19 protein-coding genes are annotated in these 19,456 nt (G+C 38.9%); 13 read left to right on the top strand and 6 right to left on the bottom strand.

What is annotated here, in order from left to right; genetic code table 11:
* The first annotated feature begins 84 nt into the window (after positions 1 to 84).
* The 8 genes from F3G69_RS08860 to F3G69_RS08825 are packed head-to-tail and all read left to right on the top strand — an operon-like array spanning position 85 to position 8,178.
* Positions 85 to 2,025, top strand: a complete 1,941-nt coding sequence (locus F3G69_RS08860) for an FTR1 family iron permease (RefSeq protein WP_149715027.1) — start codon at positions 85 to 87, stop codon at positions 2,023 to 2,025.
* A gap of 20 nt (positions 2,026 to 2,045) precedes the next feature.
* On the top strand, positions 2,046 to 2,567 hold the full coding sequence (locus F3G69_RS08855; protein ID WP_085657784.1) for an iron transporter: 522 nt from the start codon (positions 2,046 to 2,048) through the stop codon (positions 2,565 to 2,567).
* A gap of 51 nt (positions 2,568 to 2,618) precedes the next feature.
* Positions 2,619 to 3,998, top strand: coding sequence for a Fe-S-containing protein (locus F3G69_RS08850; protein ID WP_149715026.1), 1,380 nt, complete (start codon positions 2,619 to 2,621; stop codon positions 3,996 to 3,998).
* Complete coding sequence (locus F3G69_RS08845; protein WP_149715025.1) at positions 3,995 to 5,287, top strand: ABC transporter permease; 1,293 nt, start codon at positions 3,995 to 3,997, stop codon at positions 5,285 to 5,287. Before F3G69_RS08850 ends, F3G69_RS08845 begins: the two co-directional genes overlap by 4 nt.
* Positions 5,274 to 6,416 carry an ABC transporter permease gene (locus F3G69_RS08840; protein WP_084108994.1) on the top strand — a complete coding sequence of 381 codons (1,143 nt, stop codon included), beginning with the start codon at positions 5,274 to 5,276 and terminating at the stop codon, positions 6,414 to 6,416. The genes F3G69_RS08845 and F3G69_RS08840 overlap by 14 nt, the downstream gene beginning before the upstream one ends.
* 1 nt (position 6,417) lies before the next feature.
* Positions 6,418 to 7,107, top strand: coding sequence for an ABC transporter ATP-binding protein (locus F3G69_RS08835; RefSeq protein ID WP_054196145.1), 690 nt, complete (start codon positions 6,418 to 6,420; stop codon positions 7,105 to 7,107).
* Positions 7,097 to 7,591, top strand: coding sequence for a TlpA family protein disulfide reductase (locus F3G69_RS08830; RefSeq protein ID WP_021090806.1), 495 nt, complete (start codon positions 7,097 to 7,099; stop codon positions 7,589 to 7,591). The genes F3G69_RS08835 and F3G69_RS08830 overlap by 11 nt, the downstream gene beginning before the upstream one ends.
* A gap of 8 nt (positions 7,592 to 7,599) precedes the next feature.
* Positions 7,600 to 8,178 (top strand): hypothetical protein, encoded by a 579-nt coding sequence (locus tag F3G69_RS08825; RefSeq protein ID WP_149715024.1) that lies wholly within the window; start codon positions 7,600 to 7,602, stop codon positions 8,176 to 8,178.
* Positions 8,179 to 8,324: 146 nt separating this feature from the next.
* Here the strand turns inward: F3G69_RS08825 and F3G69_RS08820 are convergent, their stop codons facing one another.
* From F3G69_RS08820 to der, 6 genes are all read right to left on the bottom strand, one after another.
* Positions 8,325 to 10,694, bottom strand: a complete 2,370-nt coding sequence (locus tag F3G69_RS08820; protein WP_149715023.1) for a tetratricopeptide repeat protein — start codon at positions 10,692 to 10,694, stop codon at positions 8,325 to 8,327.
* Positions 10,694 to 11,938 (bottom strand): serine--tRNA ligase, encoded by a 1,245-nt coding sequence (gene serS, locus F3G69_RS08815; RefSeq protein WP_149715022.1) that lies wholly within the window; start codon positions 11,936 to 11,938, stop codon positions 10,694 to 10,696. Before serS ends, F3G69_RS08820 begins: the two co-directional genes overlap by 1 nt.
* 9 nt (positions 11,939 to 11,947) lie before the next feature.
* Positions 11,948 to 12,388, bottom strand: a complete 441-nt coding sequence (locus F3G69_RS08810; protein ID WP_021090475.1) for a hypothetical protein — start codon at positions 12,386 to 12,388, stop codon at positions 11,948 to 11,950.
* A gap of 12 nt (positions 12,389 to 12,400) precedes the next feature.
* Positions 12,401 to 13,363: a tryptophan--tRNA ligase gene (gene trpS, locus F3G69_RS08805; protein WP_149715021.1), complete on the bottom strand. Its 963-nt coding sequence runs from the start codon at positions 13,361 to 13,363 to the stop codon at positions 12,401 to 12,403.
* Positions 13,364 to 13,893: 530 nt separating this feature from the next.
* Entirely contained in the window at positions 13,894 to 14,415 is a 522-nt protein-coding gene (locus F3G69_RS08800) for a shikimate kinase (protein ID WP_054196151.1), read from the bottom strand.
* Positions 14,396 to 15,784, bottom strand: a complete 1,389-nt coding sequence (der, locus tag F3G69_RS08795) for a ribosome biogenesis GTPase Der (RefSeq protein WP_149715020.1) — start codon at positions 15,782 to 15,784, stop codon at positions 14,396 to 14,398. Before der ends, F3G69_RS08800 begins: the two co-directional genes overlap by 20 nt.
* A gap of 152 nt (positions 15,785 to 15,936) precedes the next feature.
* On the opposite strand from der, the gene F3G69_RS08790 reads away from it, so the two are divergent.
* Genes F3G69_RS08790 through F3G69_RS08770 form a run of 5 tightly spaced genes read left to right on the top strand, consistent with a single transcriptional unit; the run spans position 15,937 to position 19,339 of the window.
* Positions 15,937 to 16,827 carry a DMT family transporter gene (locus F3G69_RS08790; RefSeq protein ID WP_149715019.1) on the top strand — a complete coding sequence of 297 codons (891 nt, stop codon included), beginning with the start codon at positions 15,937 to 15,939 and terminating at the stop codon, positions 16,825 to 16,827.
* 9 nt (positions 16,828 to 16,836) lie between these two features.
* Positions 16,837 to 17,883: a hypothetical protein gene (locus tag F3G69_RS08785; RefSeq protein ID WP_149715018.1), complete on the top strand. Its 1,047-nt coding sequence runs from the start codon at positions 16,837 to 16,839 to the stop codon at positions 17,881 to 17,883.
* A gap of 10 nt (positions 17,884 to 17,893) precedes the next feature.
* On the top strand, positions 17,894 to 18,700 hold the full coding sequence (gene kdsA, locus F3G69_RS08780; protein WP_107792781.1) for a 3-deoxy-8-phosphooctulonate synthase: 807 nt from the start codon (positions 17,894 to 17,896) through the stop codon (positions 18,698 to 18,700).
* Positions 18,690 to 19,019 (top strand): DMT family transporter, encoded by a 330-nt coding sequence (locus tag F3G69_RS08775; protein WP_107792780.1) that lies wholly within the window; start codon positions 18,690 to 18,692, stop codon positions 19,017 to 19,019. Before kdsA ends, F3G69_RS08775 begins: the two co-directional genes overlap by 11 nt.
* A complete protein-coding gene (locus F3G69_RS08770; protein ID WP_149715017.1) occupies positions 19,016 to 19,339 on the top strand; it encodes a DMT family transporter in 324 nt (107 codons plus the stop codon). The genes F3G69_RS08775 and F3G69_RS08770 overlap by 4 nt, the downstream gene beginning before the upstream one ends.
* Positions 19,340 to 19,456 lie beyond the last annotated feature (117 nt).

The following is a 19,456-nucleotide window of genomic DNA, read 5'->3' as shown; positions in this document are numbered from 1 at the left end:
ATTTTATGATAATCGTTTTTATTTTAATCAAAGTAAAGCCTTGGTAATATTCGCTTCAAAAAAATCTCACAGGTGGTTTATTCAATGAATAAATTTTTAAAATTTATGCTAATTATGTTGTTGCCTATTTGGCTTATAGCAAAAAATGAGGATTACGAGCAGGTCGCAGCTCAGATAAAAGAGTCGCTACAAAAAGTAATAACAGAGTATAGAGCGGGCAATGTTGAACAAGCAGTCAGCGATACTCAAAATGCTTATTTTGGCTTATTTGAAGATGTTGAAGCTGGCATTAGAATAAATTTAGGTCAGAAAAAAGCTTACTCTATGGAGAAGCAATTTGGCGAAATCAGAAAGGCAATAAAAGCAGGCGAAGCACCAGACGATGTGCAAAAAAGAATAGATCAGATAAATAGCGAGATCGCTGAAGTTCTACCAGTTATCTTAAAAGGACATAGACTAGTTGGTGAGTACTCAGACAGCCCAGCACAAGCTGCTACAACTGACTATGATACTTCTAAATTTATCCCTGAGTGGAAGGTGGCATTTACAAATTTATCAGCCGATATAGATAAAGCAATAGCAAGCTATGAGAGCGATAAGCAAGATGACGCCAAAAGTGCTATCCAAGATGCTAAATTTACAGACTACAGAAATACTCAACTTGAAATCGCTATTCGCCAGCATATAGAAAATGGTAAAAGCATAGATGCTGATATCCAAAGAAAGATGGGCGAAGCGATCAGCGGCATTACAAATGGCATAAGCAAAGATGACTTTAAAACTAAGCTAGATGAGATCAAAAAGCTAGCGTATGACGCTGTCTCAAAACTACCAGCTGATACTGCAAAGCTTGCAAAAGTTGATATGAGCGATGTAGAAGCAGCTTCTGAAGAAGATAGTGGTGTAGATTATACCAAAGTCGTTCAAAATATAAACGATAAAATTCAAGCCGCTATCACACTTTATAAAAACGGTGATGCAAAAAAAGCCATGGGCGATATCCAAGATATCTACTTTGATGAGTTTGAAGGTAGCGGCATGGAGAATAAAGTAGGCGCAATAGATGTAAATTTAAAAACAGCTATTGAAGCTACATTTGGTAACCTCGTAGCCCTTATGAAGTCAGGCGCAGATGAAAAAACTCTTCAAGAAAGTGCAAGCAAGATGTCGTCTCAGCTAGCAGCTGCACTTGAGAAAACTAGCAGTTCAAGCTCACCTTGGTCTTTATTTGTTTGGGCTTTGACTATTATTTTAAGAGAAGGCTTTGAGGCACTTATCATCGTTGCTGCTGTCGTTGCATATCTTGTAAAAACTGGTAATGCTAAAGCGATGGGTAAAGTTGTTTATAGTTCAGTTGGTGTGGCTGTTATCTTAAGTTTTGTCATGGCATGGCTAATGAATGTCATTTTTGGCGAGGCAGCAGGTCAAAAAAGAGAGCTTATGGAAGGCATCACGATGCTTGTTGCAGTGGGACTTCTATTTTATGTTGGTTTCTGGCTTCTTTCAAATGCTGGTGCTAAAAAATGGAATGACTACATCAAATCTCATGTCTCTGACTCTATCTCAAGTGGCTCAACTGCAACGCTTTGGTGGACTGTATTTTTAGCAGTATTTAGAGAGGGTGCTGAAACTGTACTATTTTATCAGGCACTTATTTTTGGAGCTAAAGATTCAGCTGGTTACTCAATGATAGCAGCTGGCTTTGTGATAGGACTTGTCGTTCTTTTAATAGTCTATTTCTTATTTAAAATTTTTGCTGTTAAAATTCCTATTAAACCATTTTTTATATTTACGTCAGCGATCATCTTTTATATGTCGATCGTCTTTGTTGGTAAGGGTGTCGGCGAGCTAGTTGAGGGTAAAATTTTCATCCCAACTATCATAAATGGACTTAGCTTCCCTGACTGGATGAGGGACTGGCTAGGACTTCAGCCATATTATGAGAGCTTAGTGCCTCAAATCATTATGGTGCTTGCCCTAGTTATAGGCATCGTTATTATGAAATCAAAACAAAATAAAAATTAATCTTATTTAAAGGAGAGAATATGAATAAAATTCTTAGTTCAGCTCTAGCACTTAGCCTAGCAGCTGGTTTTGCACTTGCTGGAGAGCACCCAATCGGTGAGCCTGTAGAGGCTAATGGCATGGAGATAGCTGCTGTTTATCTTGAGCCAATCGACATGGAGCCAAAAGGCGTTGATCTAGCTCCAAGCTTAGCTGATCTTCACCTAGAAGCTGACATCCACGCTGTAAAAGGCAACAAAAACGGCTTTGGCGAAGGCGAGTGGATCCCATATCTAAAAATCAACTATGAGCTAAAAAACCTTGATAATGGTAAAACTAAAAAAGGTACATTTATGCCTATGGTTGCAAGCGATGGCCCACACTACGGTGCTAACATAAAAATGGATACAGGTGTTGGTAACTATGAGCTTAAATTCCACATCGACAATCCAGAAAAACAAGGCTTTGGTCGTCACGCTGACAAAGAGACTGGTGTTGGTAAATGGTTTGAGCCTTTCACAACAACTTATAAATTTCAATGGACAGGTGGTCCTGTTAAATAATCACTTTGGGGCTTTCTCGCCCCTTTTTAAAAATTCTCATAGGGTTTAGTTATGTCAATTTACTTCTATCAGGTCTTTTTAGCCCTCCTTGGATTTACGCTTTTTGCTGCCTTAAATAACAATGGCAAAAGTTTAAAAACGATCTTCCTACCGTCATTTCTTGGCGTTGTTGCTGGTGTGCTTATCTTTAAAGCTGCTCGTCATGCGCTTGTTGATGATCAGTTTAAAATTTTCATAGATTCTGTGACACTAGTTTTTCTACTCATTAGCATTTTATGGATATTTTTCGAGCTTAAGATAGCAAAAATTGTAACATTTTTTATTTTAGGCATCGGCTTTGGCTTTGGCTATAGTTCAAGCAGCGCCTTGTTCCCGTTATTTGGTGGTGAGCTACTAGATACGCTTTCAGTCATTAGCTTCTTCCTTATGATATTTGCGATGATACTGCTTGTCTTTTTGTTCTTTTTCATTTCAAATTTAAAAGAAAGCATCCCATCATCAATAGCTAAAATTTTAGCTCTTATCACATTAGTATTTTTACTAGTTGATAGAAGCTCACAAACTGCACTTGAGCTTTTACGTGCAGGCGCTTTAAAGATAAGTAGCGAGCTAAATTCTCAAATTTTATCTATCAGCGCAAAAGGCATCTACGTCACAGAATTTAGTGCCTATTTTTATATAGTAGTGATCCTTCTTTTATGCATCATCGCGCTTTGCTTTGTGCCAAAGAGTATCGATAAGAGCACGTTTGGCTCTATCAAATACCGCTTTACAAAAGCCATTAGAGAAAATGTCTTTGACAATGCAAAATTTGCATTTTGCAGCGTTTTAATAGCGCTTGGATTTTCACTTTATTTTGATCTTTACGCATCTCGCCCACCTCAAATTTCAGAGCCGGTCTTGGTTGAGCCAGTGGGAGATAAATTTATATTTGATGTTGATATGCTAAAAGATAATGAACTTCACAGATTTGCCTACATCACAGATGAGGGTAAGCAGATAAGATTTTTCTTACTAAACCGCTTTAGTGACCGCCCATCTCCAGTCATCGTCTTTGACTCGTGTATGATCTGCGGCGACATGGGCTATATCAAGAAAGGAAACGACCTTATCTGCATCTCTTGTAACGTCAGAATTTTCTTACCGTCAGTTGGCAAAGAGGGTGGTTGTAACCCGATCCCTATGGCATTTACCTTTGATGGTAAAAATATCATAGTTGATTACAAAACGATCGTCGCAGGGGCAAACTACTTTAGCAAGGTCGTCGAAAAGATGGTGCTTGACCCAGTTAGTCGCAAAAAGGTGAGCAATCTTGATTCAAGATCATATTTATACTACGGACGCACATATTTCTTTGAGAGCAACGAAACTCAGGCGAAATTTGAAGCAAATCCAGAAAAATATGTAGAAACAAATGGAACGTTAAAATGAAAAATATGCAACTAAGAATGATAAAAAGCTCGATCACGGGCTCAAAGGTGCAAAAGACGATGGCGTTTATCACCATCTTGCTAGCTGCTCTTTTGATAGCTTGCATGCTAAATATCACGCTTAAAATCGGCGATCAAGTGGCAAGCGAGCTTAGAGGCTATGGCTCAAATATCGTCGTTTTACCACGCGGTGAGAGCCTAAGCATCGAGATAGAGGGTAAAAATTTCACCCCACTAAAATCACAAAATTTACTCCCAGAGGCTGATCTTTATAAGATAAAAGAGATCTTTTGGAGAAATAATATCGTTGCTTTTGCGCCGTTTCTAGAGACAAAGGTCAAAGATGAAAAAGGTAATGAATTTAGCTTTGAGGGAACATATTTTGACAAAAATATCGGCTTAAAAGACGAGCCAGAATTTAGCACAGGCGTTAAGAGCTTGTATGGATTTTGGGGCGTTGAGGGTGTTTGGCCAAAAGATGAAAGTATGGATGAAATTTTAGTTGGCGAAGAACTTTCTAAGGCTAAAAATTTAAAGGTTGGCGACAAGCTTAGCCTTACTGGCAAAAACGGCACAAAAGAGGTTAAAATAGTTGGAATTTTAAAAGGAGCTAGTGACGAGACGCATAAGCTAGTTGGCTCACTTAAACTTGCTGGCGATCTCTCAGGACACGCTGGATCATATACAAAAGCTGAAGTCTCAGCCATGACGATCCCAGAAAATGACCTATCGTTAAAAGCAAGAAGAAATTTAGACAATCTTGATAGTGCAGAGTACGATAAATGGTACTGCTCAGCCTATGCAGGATCAATCGCATTTCAGATAGAAGAAAATTTACCAAATGTTAGCGCAAAGGCAAGCCTTCAGGTAAGTGATGCGGAGAGTAATATCGTAAAGAAAATTCAAAGCCTAATGGGTATCGTTAGCATCATCGCTCTTGTGGTTTCAGCTATTGGTATAACGTCACTAATGACAAGTGAAATTTACCGCCGTAAGAAAGAGATCGGCCTTTTAAAAGCTATAGGTGCTAGCAACTTTGAAATTTACGCCCTTTTTGCTAGCGAAAGTCTTGTAGTTGCCTTTTTTGCTGGCATCACAGGAGCATTTTTAGGATATGCGCTAAGCTACGTGATGTCTTACATCATATTCTCTCACGGCATAGGCATAGCTTGGATCGTGCTACCTATAAGCGTGGCATTTGCCTTGCTTATCTCAGTCGTTGGCTCGCTAATGCCAATGAGAAACGTCATAAATTTACTACCTGCGGAGGTGCTATATGACCGCAAATAGCAAATTCTTTTACAATACAATTTATAAAAGTTTAAAAAACGGCTCATCAAGAGTAATGGTCATCGTGATCTCTATCTTGCTTGGAGCATGCGTGTGTGCTGCATTTGTCAATGTCTATCTTGACATTGACTCTAAAGTCTCACGTGAGCTAAAAACTTATGGCGCAAATATGATCTTTGCTCCAAAAGATATGGCTACAAGCGATGATATGAGTGAAAAAACTTACAATGAAATGATCGCTAAAGTGCCAAAAGACAAGCTTCTTGGTGAGAGCGGTTATCTCTTTGCTCAGGCAAATATCGGTCCAACAAACGCTATCGTCATGGGAACAAAATTTAGCAATCTAAAAAAAGTTAAACCATTTTTAGATGTTAGAGATGGAACGATGATAAATGTTGATTTTGACGATAAAAATGTGCTAATAGGCGTCGATCTTGCTCGTCAGGCTGGCTTTAAAGCAGGCGATGATATAGAAATTCGCGCCATTGGCTCAAATGAGAGCATAAATGTAAAGATAAAAGGCGTAGTCGCAAGTGGCGACAAAGAGGATGCGCTTTTGATCACGTCACTATCTTTGGCTCAAAAAATTTCAAATAAAGCTGGCAAAATAAACTATGCTGAAGCTGTTGTGCTTGGTAACTTTGATGAGATAACATCGCTTGCAAAGACTATAAGCAATGAAGAAATAGCTGCAAAACCAGTGGCAAAGGTCTCAAAGTCTGAGGGCTATATTTTGGAAAAGATCAAGCTATTAATGGCGCTTGTTAGCCTTGTTATTTTGCTCATTACTTCAATGTGCGTAAATACAACGCTTAGTGCTATCTTGCTCTCTCGCTCAAAGGAGATCGCACTTCTAAGAGCCATAGGTGCAAGCAAAAAGGATGTACTAAAGCTATTTGGTTTTGAGACATTTGTAACAGCGCTCATTTCAGCATTAGTTGGTGCATTCTTAGGATATTTACTAGCTCAAATTTTAGGTTATGCGATATTTGATTCTAGTATTGATTTTAGAATTTTAAGCATCCCAGTAGCTGTGATAATATCGCTTTTATTTGCAGCGATCGCAGCGTTTTATCCGATCAAACGGGCACTTAATAATAAAATGGCAGATACATTAAGAGGAGAATGATATGCAAAATGCACTAGAATTAAAAAATATTTGTAAAATTTTTGGCGATGTTAAAGCACTTGATGATATAAATTTTGAGGTTAAAAAAGGTGAGTGGGTCAGCGTAATGGGACCAAGTGGTAGTGGTAAGAGTACGCTTGTAAATATCCTTTCTCTAATGGATACTCCAAGTAGTGGTACTTATATGCTCGGTGGCGATGATGCGAGCAATCTAAATGCTGATGATACACTTAAATTTAGACGCGAGAAGATCGGTCTTATTTTTCAGCAGTTTCACTTAGTGCCATATCTTAGCGCACTTGAAAATGTAATGATTGCTCAGTACTATCACAGCTCAGTTGATGAAGAGGACGCTAAAAAGGCACTCGAGGCAGTTGGTCTTTCACATAGGCTAACGCACAGACCAAGTCAGCTAAGTGGTGGTGAGCAACAACGCCTTTGTATCGCACGCTCGCTCATAAACGATCCTGAAATTTTAATAGCAGATGAGCCAACTGGTAACCTTGATGAAGCAAATGAAAGAGTTATACTTGATCTATTTTGCAAGCTAAGGAAAGATGGAAAGACGATACTTCTAGTAACCCACAACCCTGATCTTGGCGAGTATGGCGATAAGATCGTCTATCTAAGACATGGTAAGCTAGAAAAAATTCGCACTATTGAAAATCCAAAGGTACCAAATGAGATATAAAATTTTATTTTTATGTCTAGTCTCAGCCCTAGTTATGGGCTGCGTCAAGCAGTATGAGAAGCATCACATTACGCTAAATGACTCAAGCGGCATTGATACGCAGTTTTTTCCAACAGAAAAGAGGCTAAAGATAGGCGATAAGCCATATATGCTATTTTTCTTTGGTACGGACTGCGGAGTGTGCAAGGCTGCTATACCTGATCTAAATACACTTGAAAAAGAGTATGGTAAAGAGGTTCAATTCATTGGTGTTTTAGGACCTAGTAAAGGCTTTGATAAAGATATTGAGCTTTTAAAAGAGCACAACATCACCTTTAAAACTACGAGTGACAAGGTTTCAGTTGATTACTTTAGTAAGGCAGTTGGTGGCGTCATGGGCGTGCCAGTTATCTATTTTTTTGATAAAGATGGTAAGATGCGATCAAAATTTATCGGTCTTACACCAAAAAGCGTACTTGAAAGTGCTATAAGATCGCTCTTGTAGGAGTGAATATGAAAAATTTCTTTTTATTTGTCTTAGCAGTATTTTTTGTTGGATGTGCTAACAGCACTCCAAATATCTCGGTCAAAACGAGCGATCCGATCTTTTTTACGCTTAATGAAGCAAACAGAAGCGTCTATGTAAATTTTAAAAATAGTGCGACCGGGCAAGATGTAAATGCTGAAATTTTAAGCGAATTTATAAAGGCTGGCTTTAGAAACGAGCCAAATATCAAAAATGCTGACTTCATCATCCTTGGTGATGTGCAAAGCTTTTCTAGGATAATCAAAAGAGATCCTAGATTTTCGATGGGCATGGGATATGGCTTTGGCAGACCAAGCTTTGGCTTTGGCTACTCGATGTTTTTCCCATTTGGCTATTACGACGATGATGACTTTAGTACAAATAGCTATACTTATCACATGCAAGTAAGCGTGCTAGTGCGTCCAAAAAATGGTGGCGAAAAGGCGACAAATATCTCGCTTATGCAAGCTGGCAATGTCTATTCGCCAAGCTACATTTGGCCATTTTTTAAAGAACGTCTAGCAAAACAGATCGTTAGCTTTTTTTATAACGTTTCGCAAAGGTAGGGGCACTAACGAGTGCTATTTAAACTAAGCTCGAATAAAAAGCTAAACTTTAATAAAATTTTTACTTTCTTGGTCGGTAATTTTGAGAAATTTTTAAAGCTCTTATAACATGGATTTAACTAGGCCAAAGCCTAGTTAAATTTTTATCACTCATTATCTATCTCAAAGTCGTAAAATTCGCTTTTATACTCAACATTTCCTATTTTGCTGTATTGTATAAGAGCTGCTTTTATATTATCTATCTGCTGATACATTAGGCCAAGAGCTATTCTATTTTCGATAGCACTAGCATCATTTAGTTTTGTTAGCTCTAAAAGTGCGATCGCGTTTGATACTTTTCCAGCTCCTGTCGCAGCCACAGATGCTAAAAATAATGTGCCAGCGTCATTTACTTTAAACTCATCGATCGCTTGATTATAAAGTTTATAGCTCTCTTCAAAGTCGTTTGTAAAGATATCGACATAGGCCAGAGTTTGGATCAAATTTATATTCTTTGGAGCATTTTTTAGCTCAGCTCTTAACTTATCACGCTCTCTTGTAAGTAAGCCCGAAATTTGAAGTAGCTTGATGTATTGTTTTTTGATGATATCAGCGCCGTGATAGAAAGCGTTTGAATCAAGCTGCTTGCCATTAAAGTGAATTTGTATCGCTTTTGCATACTCTTTGACATTTTGCTCTTTGTTTTTCGAGATGAAATTTAAGATATTTGCAATAATATCATTTGGCAAAATTTTTAGTAGTTCATCAGCTTTCTTTGCCATTAGCTCATCATTGTTTGTTACTTTTGCGATGATGATATCAAAGGCTAAATTTAGCATTGTCTGCTCTTTTGGTTCTTCAAGCCATCTTATCATCGCACTTTGGTTACCGCTAACCAGACTTAGAAGCGAGGCATATAAATTTACAGGCTTTAAGCTCTTATCGTTTTCTAAATTTTCGCCAATCTCTTCAATGAGTTTTGGGTTTAAATTTCTATTTATATCTAGACAAATCGCCCCAAAAATACCTGCAAGATGGTTATTTACATCCTGGTGATAGCTTGCTATGAAGTGCTTTGCTGCAAGGCTAAAATTTCCAAGCTGAGCATAACTTAGGGCGAGGTTGTATTGTAAGATAGAGTGATTTGGATAAGTGCTGGCTAGCTCTTCAAACTCTTTATTTGCTTCCTTTAAGCGGTAGCTTAGTGCTTTTGCAATAGCTTCACTAAGTTTTGCATTTACTTTTGAAGCAGCTGCACTTTGGCTAAGATAGTCATTTGCTGCTGAAGTGTCGTCTAAAAAGACGCTAACGCCGCCTTTTCTTATCTGCTCGATGCTCTGTTTTGCATCAAAGACCTTGTAGGGTGCGAAGTAGAAAAGCGTCTCATAGCGCCTTGTTCTATCAAAAAACATATCATCGTTAAAGTGTGCCTGAGCTAGGCTGACATCAAAAAGATCAGGCTTTAGTATCGTTTTTATCTTATAAATTTTGCTTGGCAAAGAAGCATTGTAGTCGTAAACATCTTTGATAAATGCAGCCGCATCGCTGTAGTCAGCAGTTTTTAGATCGATTAGCGCCTCAGTCATCTTGATAAGATCGATATTTGGCGTATTTTTAGAAGCTTTTGTTAGATAATCCCTTGCTTTATCGTATTTGCCAAGTCTTGCGTAAAGTTGAGCTAGAGTGAAGTCGGCCTTAAATGCCTTTTGGCTCTCAAGCCTAGCTATTGCTCTCTCATCATCTCCAAGAAGTGATAAAATTTTTGCACTTAAATACGCATATTCGTTTTTATAATCTGCAGTATTTGGATGAGAAAGTGCTTGAAGCGCCTCGTAATAGTTGCCTTTATAGTAGTTTATAAGCGCGTAGTAATAGCTATAAAGTGGCGAGTTGTTTTCATACTGCAAAAATGAGTCAGCAAGTCCTATATAGTAGTTAAAATTTTTGGTGTTATTTAGCTCAAGTGAGCAAACAGCAGCGTTTATGGCACTAACCGCCGTGTTTTCTCTATCGGTTATAGCTTTGTTAAAAGATACGATCGCCTCATCACATCTTTCTTGTTTCATCTGCGAAACGCCGAGGTTGTAGTTTGAAAGTGACTGGTTATAAACAGCTATGTTTTCATAAATTTTTAACGCTTCAAATTTGTTGCCACGCTCATAAAGCTGATTGGCTTTATTTATCATTTCATCGATCTTTGAAGCGCCAAAATTTTGCGTTTGGTAGTTGTTTTCTATATTTTTTACGATACTTGCAGTATCTATGTTCTCTTTTTTGTCTTTCTTTAGCAAGATAACTAGCAAAACCACTATCAAGATGATAAGTACTAGAGCGACCACGCCTGCTATTATAAAGAGCTTTTTATTGCTCTTTTTTATAGGGATTGGCTCTGGGATACTCTCATCTTGTAGCACACCCTCACTTGCGATACTCTCAAGCGAGACGATCTCTTCAGGCGCTTCGGCTTTTGCCTCTTCAGGCGCTTGCTCTGCTTGCCCGCCAGGTGGTTTTAAAACTACAACCTCTTCTTCAGCCACTACATATACCTCTTAAGAACTTCTGGAATTTCGATAGTGCCATCTGCTTTTTGGTAGTTTTCCATGATGGCAATAAGAGTCCTACCCACAGCTAGACTTGAGCCATTTAGCGTATTTACAAGCATATTTTTCTTACCATCTTTAAAGCGGATTTTTGCACGCCTTGCTTGAAAATCACGAGTATTGGAAATAGAGCTAATCTCTCTATATTTACCTTGACCAGGTAGCCAAACCTCAAGGTCTATCGTCTTTGCCGCGCTAAAGCCAAGGTCGCCACTGCAAAGAAGCATATGGCGGTGAGGCAAACCAAGGCTAGTTAGCAAGTCGCTAGCACAAGATATCATCTCAGCAAGCACGCCCTCGCTTTGATCAGGTTTTGTGATGCTTACAAGCTCGACCTTTTCAAACTGGTGCTGACGGATCATGCCTCTAGTGTCACGTCCTGCTGAGCCTGCCTCTTGGCGGAAGCATGCTGAGTAGCAAGTCATCTTTATAGGTAACTGCTCAGATTCAATGATCGTGTCATTGTATAAATTTGTCACAGGCACTTCGCTGGTTGGGATGAGATAGAGGTCCTCGTCACGCACTTTGTAAAGGTCCTCTTCAAATTTAGGCAGCTGGCCAGTACCAAAAAGTGTATTTGAACTTACTAGATAAGGGACATTTACAAGCTCGAAGCCGCGCGCGCTATTAAAGTCGATCATGTAATTAACAAGCGCTCTACTAAGCCTTGCTCCCATACCACGAAGTACGGTAAAGCGAGATCCTGAAAGCTTTGCACCTCTTTCAAAGTCAAGCCAACCAAGGCTCTCACCTAGCTCCCAGTGCTCTTTTGGTGTAAAGCTAAATTTAGTTGGCTCAAGCACCGTTTTTATGCAGACATTATCGTCCTCGTCCTTGCCAAATGGCACGTCATCGTCGGTGATATTTGGCACGCTAAATGAAATTTGCTCAAGCTTTTCTTCATATTGTTTAACGATCTCATCAGCATCAGAAAGTGCGGCTTTGTTTAAATTTAGCTCATTTTTAAGCTCACTTACGTCTTCACCGGCTCTTGCCTTTATGCCAAGCTCTTTACTCTTTGCGTTTTGGATCGCTTGGAAATTTTCAAGTGCTTTGCGCTTTTGTTTTAACTCGTTAAAGGTTTGTAAAAGCTCGTCAAGTAGCCCAGCTTTTACATTTTTTCCCTCAAGTTTTTTTACAAATTCATCGTAATTTGTCTCGAGTAGTTTTAAATTTATCATTCCGTATCCTTAAACCATAAACATAACTTTTGCAAAAAGTACGATAAAAACTGCCGCTGTTAGCGCAAATGGATGTATGTTACCAAGTGGGCTAGGGCGTTTAAATATAAATTTGCAGCTCAAATTTGTTATAACTGCAGCTACGATTAGCATTGCTAAGAAAAATTTGATCATAAAAATGATTTGTAAATTTGTCTCAAAGTAGCCTCCAGCCTTTGATCCGACCCAGTTACTCATCATCATACCTCCAGTTAGTACCAAAAGCAAGATACAAAGTGGCATTATCTTAATAGCAACTGAACCGATAGCTTGTTTTGCCTTTTGAGCAAGCTCAGGTGGCATTTTTTTACAAGCTGCCTTAAAAATGATTACATCAAAAAAGAGGTAACCAACAAAGATGATTGCACAAAAAAGATGAACTATCTGTGCGTATGGATATAAATTTTGCATATTTTTCCTTTATTAATAAATTCCGACTGCTTCACGAACTTTTTTTATCGTTGTTTGAGCAACATTACTTGCCTTTTTGGCTCCTATTTCTAAAATTCCAGACACTTCGCCAGGATTATTTTGATAATGCTCAAATTTCTCTCTCGCATCTTTAAAATAGTCCCAAATAAGCTCATTTAGATAAGCTTTAAAGTGCCCATGACCCTCGCCACCACGCTCATATCTAGCTTGAAGCTCTTTTTGCTCACTTTCATCCAAGAAAAGTTTGGCGATATTATAGACGTTGCAGTTTTGCCACTGTTTTGGTTCTTCAAGTGGCGTGCCATCTGTCACGATGCTAGAAATTTGCTTTTTAAGCGTTTTAGCATCGGCAAAGATGTCGATTGTATTGCCATAACTTTTGCTCATCTTTTCGCCATTTGTGCCGGGCACGGTGGCGACATTTTCATCGATCTTTGCCTCAGGCAATGTAAAAATTTCTCCATGCTCGTTGTTAAATTTTATCGCGATATCACGCGCGATCTCTACGTGCTGGATCTGGTCTTTGCCCACAGGTACGACCTGCGCATTATAAAGCAAAATGTCAGCTGCCATCAAAACTGGATAGCTAAAGAGTCCGTGGTGCGAACTAAGGCCCTTTGCGACTTTGTCTTTATAGCTGTGTGCACGCTCAAGAAGCCCCATAGGCGTGTACTGGCTTAGCACCCAGTAAAGCTCAAGCACGTCTTTAACATCACTTTGCACCCAAAATATGCTTTTATTTGGGTCGATCCCAAGTGCTAAAAACGCACACGCAGCCTCAAAAGTATTTTGCTTTAGGGCTTTTGCCTTGCTAAGGCTCGTCATCGCGTGGTAGTTTGCTATAAACATAAACATCTCATTTTGCTCTTGCATATCAACCATCTGTTTTATCGAGGCAAAATAGTTGCCAAGGTGTAGTTTGCCGGAGGGTTGGAGGCCGGTTAATACTCTCATCTTATCCTTTCAAATTTTGGCTTTTTCTCGCGAGCGCTTTTGATAGAGATTTGAAATTTTAAGCTTTCGGTAGACTATGTGTCTAGCCTCGGCTTAAAATTTCTACACAACTATCAAAATCATCTCACGATACTTCGCTAAAAATACTTTTTAAATTTTAACGTTACATTAGAGTTTTTGTATCTAATCTAATCTTAAAATTTAACTGGCAGATTATGCGTCTAGCCTTTGCTTAAAAACAAATTTTTACCTCGCCTAAACAAAAAATCTTTGCCAAAACGTTTAAATTTTTAACATCACGTTAGACTTTTTAGTCTAGCTTAATCTTAAATTTTTATCATACAACTCTCGTCGCTTTAGCGTTGCGAATAAAGTGAAGCAAAAAATCATCTTACGATACTTTGCCAAAATTTATAACTACAAAACGTTAAATTTATTTCAAACATTTCAAATTTTAACAACACGCCAGATAGCCATCTAGCCTGATTTTAAAATTTATAGTTGCAAGCAGCACTCATGCCACTTTACAACTAAATTTTTAAAAGCATCCTTATCTCTTTTACGATTTGCTTTGGAGTTTTACCCTCGACTTCGACGATGTAATCAGCCTTTTTTTCATAAAGCTCTTCTCGCTCCAGATGAAGTGCCTCAGCTCTTTTTAGATCACTTAAAAGTGGACGTTTGGCAAGTTTTTTCTCGCTATTTTTACTATTTTTTAGTCTTTGCATGATCGCATCAAAACTAGCTTTTAGATAGATCACGGTACCAATTTTTTTTAAATTTTTAACCTTCGCAAATCCTCCACCTGTTGAGATAATCGCATTTTTGACATTTGTTGCTAGAAATTTAGCCAGATCCTTTTCAAGCTGCCTAAAATGCTCCTCTCCGTACTCTTCAAAGATAGCTTTTATCTTCATATTTTGTGAGCTCTCTAGCAGGTCGTCGCAGTCAAGGTTCATCGTCTTTAGTGCCTTGCTTAGTGCCCTTGCAGTCGTGCCCTTGCCAACGCCCATAAATCCTATCAAAACGATATTATTGTTCTTTGTTTTCATCGCTCTCTCCACGTTTTTTAGGGATTAGCACGATAGGCACGCCAGTTAGGTTAAAACTCTCTCTAAGCTTATTTGTTAAATAGCGTTTGTAGCTAAAGTGTAGGCATTTTGGGCGGTTCATAATAAGCGCTATCATGATCGGCGCAGTTTTAAACTGCACTGCGTAGTAAATTTTCACAACTCTGCCTTTATCTCGTGGCAGTGGATGCGCCTTGGTCGCTTCACCGATCACTTCATTTAGCTTTGAAGTTTGGATTTTTTGGGTGTAGTTTTTATAAATTTCAACTATAAGTGGATAAATTTTATGCACTCTTTTGCCACCAAGTGCCGAAACACTGATGATCGGCGCGTATGCTAAAAATTTAAACCTATCTTTTATCTCTTTGCAAAGCTCATCAAATTCTTCGCTACTTTTGTCCCATTTGTTTAGCACGATGATGACGCCAAGCTCAAATTTTGAAGCGATGCCAGCGATACGCTCATCAAGCTCGGTTAGTGGCTCAGAACTATCAAGCACAAGTAGCGCCACATCTGTCTCTTCTAAAATTTTCTCAGTTCTATTTAGTGCGTATCTCTCGATGCCCTCGATCTTGCCACGCTTTCTGATACCAGCAGTATCGACAAACTCAAAAACCCTGCCATCATGCTCATAAATTTCATTTACTGGGTCGATCGTAGTGCCTGCCACGTCGCTAACGACGGCGCGACTCTCTTTTACAAGGGCATTTAGAAGTGAGCTTTTGCCGACATTTACGCGGCCTATGATGCCAACTCTAATGTTTTTGCTCTCATAGTCTATCTCGTCGCTTAGCTCGCCCTCGTCGTTATAGTTTTCTAAAAAATCATCAAAATCTTCGCTCGTATCGGCCTTTATCTGTACTTTGTCTTCTATATGCTTTGCTAGCCACATGCTAAGCTCATCTATGCCTGTGTTGTGGCTTACGGAAATTCCAAAGGAATTTTTCGCGCCAAAGCTTACAAATTCCCACTCCCTTTGTTCGTCTTTTTTGCTGTCTATTTTGTTGATGACTAATGCGATTGGTAAATTTAGCTTGCTAAGCTCGTAAAAAATGGCTCTATCCTCGTTATCTGGCATCATTTTGCCATCGACCATGTATAAAATGACGTCTGAATTTTTAGCCTCTGCCAAGGTCTTTGCTTTTACATTTTTAAAAAGCTCGCTACTATCATCAAGGCCACCACTATCGATTAAAATGCACTCTTTACCCTCAACCTCGATCTTAGCTTTGTTCGTATCTCTTGTTGTGCCGCTAACATCGCTTGTTATGGCGATACGACGACCAGCTAAGCGGTTAAAAAGCGAGCTTTTGCCGACATTTGGCTTGCCTACTAATATTACTTTTTGCAAATTTTGTCCTTTTCGTGATGGCTGATTATACAAATTTTTGACTTATATAAAGTATAAAAATTTGCTTAAAAGCGCCAAAATAAAAGAAAAAATCAACCAAAATTTAAGCCACTTTTCATTAAAATGGCTACTTTAAATTTAAAGGTTATGTGATGTTAAAAAGGTTTTATATTTCGCATCTTGGCATTTTTTATATGCTCTTTGCTTGCTTTATGTTTGCCGTTACTGGCGCATTTGCAAAGTATCTTAGCAAAGATATGCCATCTATCGAAGTTGTATTTTTTAGAAATTTAATAGGCCTTTTTATCGTTATTTATGCCATTTATAGATTTCCATTTAAGCAAGCTGGTGGACACTTTTTTTTGCTGATGTTTCGCGGTTTTGTGGGTACGGTCGCGCTTTTTGCTTTTTTTTACAATGTCGCTCATGTAAATTTGGCCACAGCTTTTACATTTCAAAAGACAAATCCAATCTTTACGGCTATCCTTGCAGCTTTTATTTTCAAAGAGCGTCTAAGCTCACTTGGCTGGTTTGCTGTATTTTTGGGATTTGGTGGAATTTTGCTTGTTATCCAGCCAAATTTAGGCATAAGCAAGACTGATATTATCGGTGTTTGGAGCGGCCTTGGAGCGGCGATCGCATACACAAGTGTAAAGGAGCTAAACAAAAGTTACGGCACAAATATTATTGTGCTAAGCTTCATGCTTTGGGGATCATTTTTGCCACTTATTTGCATGGGTTTGGCAGAATTTTTCACCTACGAACCACTTGATTTTTTGTTTTCAAAATTTAGCATGCCAAGCTGGTATAACGTTGTTTTTATCTTGCTAATGGGGCTTAGTGGATATTTTTTTCAGTCGTACATGACAAAGGCGTTCGCGGTTGGTAAAAAGGCTGGTGTGATCGCTGCGGTTAGCTACGCAGACGTCATTTTTACGCTTATAATTGGCTATTTTATGGGCGATGCGTTACCAAATCACCTAGCGCTTGTAGGCATCATACTTATCGTGGTTAGTGGAATTTTAGTTGTTAGAGAAAAGTAGGACAATACTGTGAAAATCGAAATCGGTGAATCTTTATTTTACTCCTGGCTTCGTCATGTTAAAGAGTGCCAAATAGTGCAAACTAACTGGAAAATTTCTCCAAAATGGGAGATAAAATTTTCAGACGATCTAGAAAATATAATGTCAAAAACAGATGAGCTTTTTTTAAACAAATACAGATATAAAATTTATAAACAAAATACTTCATTAAAACAACTTTTGCAACAAGCAGAGTGTGATGCGCTTGGTACTTGTGTGAGAGATGGAGTTAGTGAAATTTACGCAGTTGATGTTGCTTTTCATGAGTCTGGGCTAAATTATGGTGGGCTTGATGAAACAGTGGCTAGAGTTGTAAAAAAATGCATAAGAACAGCTATGTGTATTTATGGATATTTTGGTGTTAAAAAAGCCAATATTATTTTTGCATCTCCAAAAATAAACAAACAAATTTTATACGCCCTACAACCTTGCTTTATTGATCTAAATGAGATGATGCTTGAAATGGGATTGGAATTCGATTTTAGAATAATTGCTAATGATGACTTTTTAAATTCTGTCTTAAGACCTATTTTGGAAGTAAGTGGCAATATAGCAGACACAGCAGAGCTTTTTATGCGTTCTTATCAGATGCTAACTTTATTTGGTATAAATTTACAAAATGAGGAAAAATTTGAAAAATTAAGACTGGAGCCGGCTAAACGAAATTGTCAATCTTCTGAAAACTATATTGAAAATAAGAATAATCAAGACGATTATGCTGATAAAAAAGTAGGATGGGTAGCTAATAATATTATGAGAAAAATTTTAGAAAGTGGCAAAGTGGATCCCAGTGAGGTAAACAGACTACAAGATAAAAAATATAGTAAAGATAATCTTGGATTAAACTTGCCTGTGCTTGTAAGAGTCGATAGTATGTATAATTGGGACCGTTACTATGTCAAACCTCTGCTTATATGTGGTATTAGTTATAAAATTTGTAATGATTGGTATGAAACGTCTACAAACGACGATAGACCGCTTTTGATAGATTGGATTAGAAAATTTAGGGAAAAATAAAGGAGAAAAAATGATACTAATAGCAGGGCCTTGCGTGATCGAGAGCGAGCAGCTCGTTTTTGACGTGGCAAAAAGGCTGGTTAAATTTAACGAAGATAAGCGGATAGATTTTTATTTCAAATCAAGCTTTGACAAGGCAAATCGCACGAGTATAAGCTCGTTTCGCGGGCCCGGACTTGAAAAAGGATGCGAAATTTTAGCTAAGGTAAAAAAGGAATTCGGCTTTAAAATTTTAACCGATATCCACGAGAGCTATCAGGCTGCACCAGTAGGCGAAGTGGCCGACGTGCTGCAAATCCCGGCGTTTTTGTGTCGCCAGACCGATCTACTCGTGGCTGCGGCTAAAACAAAAGCGGTCGTAAATATCAAAAAAGGGCAGTTTTTAGCGGCGTCTGCGATGAAGCATTCTGTTAAAAAAGTGCTAGAAACAAGGGGTATTAGCGGCGATGGATACGAGATTGCCAAGCAAAACGGCGTGTGGCTAACGGAGCGAGGTAGTACGTTTGGATATGGAAATTTAGTCGTAGATATGCGAAATTTGGTGCTAATGCGCGAATTTGCGCCAGTGATTTTCGACGCTACGCATAGCGTGCAGATGCCGTCGGCTTTGGGTGAGAAAAGCGGCGGTGACGCGAGATTCGTGCCTTATCTAGCGCGAGCTGCGGCTGCTGCGGGCGTGGATGGATTTTTTTACGAGACGCACGTAAATCCTTGCGAGGCGCTTTGCGACGGACCGAATATGCTAAATTTGGACGAACTAGACGCAAATATCGCTCAAATTTTTAAGATAAAGCAGGCTCTTGGCGATGCAAACTAAGGGCTTTTTGTGGGTGCTATGCGGCGCGGTCGCCGAGTGCGGCTGGGCGTACGGGCTAAAACACGCCCAAAACGCCGTAGGATTCGCGCTTACCGCCGCATTAGTCTGCGTTAGCTTCGTATCGTTTATAAAGGCTTTAAAATATATCCCCGTTAGCGTCGCATATACCGTATTCGTAGGGTTTGGAGCGTTTTTTATCGTGGTTGCCGAAAGCGTTAGCGAATACGGCTCAAGCGGTCAGGCGCCCGATCCCTTGCAGCTATTTTTCATAGCGACGCTAGTTGCGGGCGTACTGGGGCTAAAAAGGCTAAAATCTTGACGCACGTTTTAGCTCTTTTGGCGGCGGGATGCTGCGAGGTCTCGGGCGTGTTTTTTCTAACCAAATTTCAAAAAAGCTTCGGCGTGAAAAAGGCGGCAAATTTTTTGATTTTAACCGCGAATTTCGCCCTTTCGCTCTGGCTTTTGAGTTACGCGATGCAGGCGATGGCGATGTCGGTAGCGTACGCGATCTGGACGGGTATCGGAGCGGTCGGAGCCGTGCTGGTTGGCGTGGTATTTAACAACGAAAAGATAAATTTAGAAAAAGCCCTCTTTTTATTGCTCATCATCATTAGCGTGGTGATGTTAAAAATCATTTAAGTGCTAAATTTAGAAGCATGAACATGAAGTTAATTTGATAAGATAAAAACAGATTTTAAAATATATAACTTAAAAATTCGTTTACTTAATATATTCTAAAAAAAATAATATCAAAAC

It is taken from the genome of Campylobacter concisus (genome assembly GCF_902460625.1).
In the GTDB taxonomy this organism is placed as follows: Bacteria; Campylobacterota; Campylobacteria; order Campylobacterales; family Campylobacteraceae; genus Campylobacter_A; species Campylobacter_A concisus_AD.
The sequence above is the reverse complement of the archived record's forward strand: the minus strand, read 5'-3'. Positions and strand labels throughout refer to the sequence as shown.

Excerpts from the sequence above, each read along its gene's own strand:
- F3G69_RS08775 (WP_107792780.1), top strand. The coding sequence starts at position 18,690 with ATGCAAACTAAGGGCTTTTTGTGGGTGCTATGCGGCGCGGTCGCCGAG.
- F3G69_RS08790 (WP_149715019.1), top strand. The coding sequence starts at position 15,937 with ATGTTAAAAAGGTTTTATATTTCGCATCTTGGCATTTTTTATATGCTC.
- F3G69_RS08860 (WP_149715027.1), top strand. The coding sequence starts at position 85 with ATGAATAAATTTTTAAAATTTATGCTAATTATGTTGTTGCCTATTTGG.
- F3G69_RS08845 (WP_149715025.1), top strand. The coding sequence starts at position 3,995 with ATGAAAAATATGCAACTAAGAATGATAAAAAGCTCGATCACGGGCTCA.
- F3G69_RS08840 (WP_084108994.1), top strand. The coding sequence starts at position 5,274 with ATGACCGCAAATAGCAAATTCTTTTACAATACAATTTATAAAAGTTTA.
- F3G69_RS08825 (WP_149715024.1), top strand. The coding sequence starts at position 7,600 with ATGAAAAATTTCTTTTTATTTGTCTTAGCAGTATTTTTTGTTGGATGT.
- F3G69_RS08800 (WP_054196151.1), bottom strand. The coding sequence starts at position 14,415 with ATGAAAACAAAGAACAATAATATCGTTTTGATAGGATTTATGGGCGTT.
- F3G69_RS08835 (WP_054196145.1), top strand. The coding sequence starts at position 6,418 with ATGCAAAATGCACTAGAATTAAAAAATATTTGTAAAATTTTTGGCGAT.
- trpS (WP_149715021.1), bottom strand. The coding sequence starts at position 13,363 with ATGAGAGTATTAACCGGCCTCCAACCCTCCGGCAAACTACACCTTGGC.
- F3G69_RS08830 (WP_021090806.1), top strand. The coding sequence starts at position 7,097 with ATGAGATATAAAATTTTATTTTTATGTCTAGTCTCAGCCCTAGTTATG.
- F3G69_RS08855 (WP_085657784.1), top strand. The coding sequence starts at position 2,046 with ATGAATAAAATTCTTAGTTCAGCTCTAGCACTTAGCCTAGCAGCTGGT.
- F3G69_RS08850 (WP_149715026.1), top strand. The coding sequence starts at position 2,619 with ATGTCAATTTACTTCTATCAGGTCTTTTTAGCCCTCCTTGGATTTACG.
- serS (WP_149715022.1), bottom strand. The coding sequence starts at position 11,938 with ATGATAAATTTAAAACTACTCGAGACAAATTACGATGAATTTGTAAAA.
- kdsA (WP_107792781.1), top strand. The coding sequence starts at position 17,894 with ATGATACTAATAGCAGGGCCTTGCGTGATCGAGAGCGAGCAGCTCGTT.
- F3G69_RS08810 (WP_021090475.1), bottom strand. The coding sequence starts at position 12,388 with ATGCAAAATTTATATCCATACGCACAGATAGTTCATCTTTTTTGTGCA.